Consider the following 247-nt stretch of genomic DNA (forward strand, 5'->3'; position numbering starts at 1 on the left):
CTGACCAGCTGATCGACGCCGCGCAGGACCGGGCATCGGTCCAGGATCCGGGCCAGGTCGGCTCGTTCGGCCTCGGTGCGCTGGTGTGCCGGACGGATGATCCAGCCGGTGACCTGCCGGGGTTTAGGTGTCGTGATCGGCGTGGCGGTCGGTGGCGTGGTGCCGGCTCGCCAGGTCTGCAGGAGGCGGCGAACCTGGCGTTCACCGCCCCGGTAACCGCGCTCGCGCAGCTCGCCGGTCAGGGTTG

Annotated in this window: 1 protein-coding gene; it reads right to left on the reverse strand. The window is 71.7% G+C overall.

Annotated features, from left to right (window positions below):
* The coding region (locus IU459_RS38230; protein WP_228839089.1) for a hypothetical protein at window positions 1–247 on the reverse strand (247 nt) is incomplete at both ends.

The organism is Nocardia amamiensis, assembly GCF_015477605.1.
Classification (GTDB): Bacteria; Actinomycetota; Actinomycetes; order Mycobacteriales; family Mycobacteriaceae; genus Nocardia; species Nocardia amamiensis_A.